We start from the raw sequence: 2,158 nt of genomic DNA on the forward strand, positions 1-2,158 counted from the left end.
GCTGAATTCATCTCAATATTTACCTTATCCTCTACATACTTTATTGCATCTTTACTTCCACCATGAATTTGTGGAATACATCTTAAAGAATAAGCATCCTGTACTCTAATTTCACCTTGTCTTGTAGTCATTTCACTAGCGTCTAATAAATTTAATAGATTTTGTGCAGTATTGATTTGTCCATCATGAGGTCTTATCTTATGAACTCTACTATCATAAGCATCTACTACTCCATTTAAAGCTTCTATAGTCAAACCAGCTATTATGTCTGCAGTCTTACTTAAATTTATCCCATCATAAACAGCTAAAGCTCCAATAGAAGTCATTACCTGGGTCCCATTAATTAATGCTAATCCTTCCTTAGAGGTTAATTCAACAGTAGGAATACCTGCTCTATCCATAGCCTCTTTTCCTGATAATAACTCTCCTTTATAATAAGCTTCTCCTTCTCCTAACATAACTAAAACCATATGGGACAATGGTGCTAAATCTCCACTAGCCCCTAAAGAACCTTTTTCAGGGATCCATGGATGTATACCTTTATTAAGCATTTCTATCAATGTGTTTAAAGTAGAAAGCCGAATGCCAGAATATCCTTTAGCTAAAGCATTAGCTCTTAGAAGCATTATCCCCCTAACAATTTCTTCATCTAAAGGTTTTCCTACACCGCAAGCATGGCTAATAATTAGATTTTTTTGCAAAGTCTTAGTTTCTTCTCCTGTAATAGATACATCACTAAACTTTCCAAATCCAGTAGTAATTCCATATACTACTTTTCCATCATCTACAAATTCATCTACTACGTCTCTTGCCTTTTTAACTCTTTCCATTGCTTCATCTGTTAAACGAACTTTCTTGCCTTTTCTAACTACATTAATAAATTCTTCCAAATTAAGATTGTTTCCATCGATTGATATTGTTTTCATCGATTTCAAACCTCCATTCATTTTTTATGTTTTTATACATTATCAAACTAAAGTGCAAAAAACCACAGAAATTATCTGTGGTTTTTTCTAATATATTTTTAAACTTATAAGATTTTATTGGAGTATATACTCTTTTTCTCATAATTTCACCATTTCTCCTTGAATCCCTATCCAAATTACTCTATATTCGTTATTTTTCATATTGAAGTACTCCAATTTATCTAGAGTTATAGATACAGGTGTATTATTAAAAGCTACGGTTTTAATAATATTATCAGACTTTTCTACAACTTTCCCTTTTCATTATTCGAATAGGAAGATAAATATGTTCTTCCTCCAATTCTTCATCCTTTAATTTTTTTATAATTCTTCTAATTGCAACTGCACCAATGTCATAATATGGTTCTTTTACAGTAGTAAGTTTAGGTCTATAGATTGAAGCTATTTTTGTATCTCCGTAGCCACAAATAGAAATATCTTCAGGAATCTTAATATTATTATCATAGCAATAATTGATAAGCCCTATAGCCAACTCATCTTGAGAGCAAAATACTGCTGTGATATTGTTTTCTTTTGCAAGTTTGATAATATCTTTTCCATTATTATATCCATCTTCTATACTGAACCCATTTAAAGAATATAAATATTCTTTACTTTTCCCATTTTCATTTATAGCTTTTCTATATCCATCTATTTTAAATTTCTCTAAAGAGTTTTCATCATTCTCATTAGCAGTTACATATAGAACATTCTCATGGTCTAATTCTAATAGATAATTAGTCATCTTAAAACAGGCTTCAAGGTTATTTATCGATACTGTAGGGATATTTAAATTACTATAATATTTATTCAAATAAACAAAAGGAATTTTAAAACTATTAATTTCTTCAATTACTTCATGGTTATTGTTCTCTGAAACTAATATTATGCCTTCTATTTGTTTGCTTCGCAAAATCTGGGCAAACTTTTTTTCAGTATCTGGATTCCCATAACTACTTGATAGAATAATATCATATTTGTACATTCTTCCTATTTCTTCTATTCCTCTAACCATTTCTGCTATATAAGAATTACCAATATCCGTTATTATCACTCCAATTAAGTTTGATTTCCTAGTAACAAGGCTTCTCGCTACTTCATTAGGTTTATAGCCTAATTCTTCTATAGCTTCTAATACTTTTCTTTTTACTTCAAGGCTTACTGGTTTGGAATTGTTTATTACCCTTGAAACA

At 30.2% G+C, this 2,158-nt stretch carries 3 protein-coding genes; all 3 read right to left on the reverse strand.

The annotated features are described in order from the left end of the window. A partial coding sequence (locus VK998_RS06915) for an HAL/PAL/TAL family ammonia-lyase (RefSeq protein ID WP_325226887.1) occupies positions 1-926 on the reverse strand: 926 nt, incomplete at its 3' end. Next, complete coding sequence (locus VK998_RS06920; RefSeq protein ID WP_325226889.1) at positions 892-1,068, reverse strand: hypothetical protein; 177 nt, start codon at positions 1,066-1,068, stop codon at positions 892-894. The genes VK998_RS06915 and VK998_RS06920, both read right to left, overlap by 35 nt. Before the next feature lie 132 nt (positions 1,069-1,200). Beyond that, on the reverse strand, positions 1,201-2,158 hold a 958-nt coding region (locus tag VK998_RS06925; protein ID WP_325226893.1), incomplete at its 5' end, for a LacI family DNA-binding transcriptional regulator.

This window comes from Schnuerera sp., assembly GCF_035459645.1.
In the GTDB taxonomy this organism is placed as follows: Bacteria; Bacillota; Clostridia; order Tissierellales; family Tepidimicrobiaceae; genus Schnuerera.

Bases quoted from the DNA above. Each gene is read 5' to 3' on its own strand.
- VK998_RS06920 (WP_325226889.1), bottom strand. From the start codon at position 1,068: ATGAGAAAAAGAGTATATACTCCAATAAAATCTTATAAGTTTAAAAAT.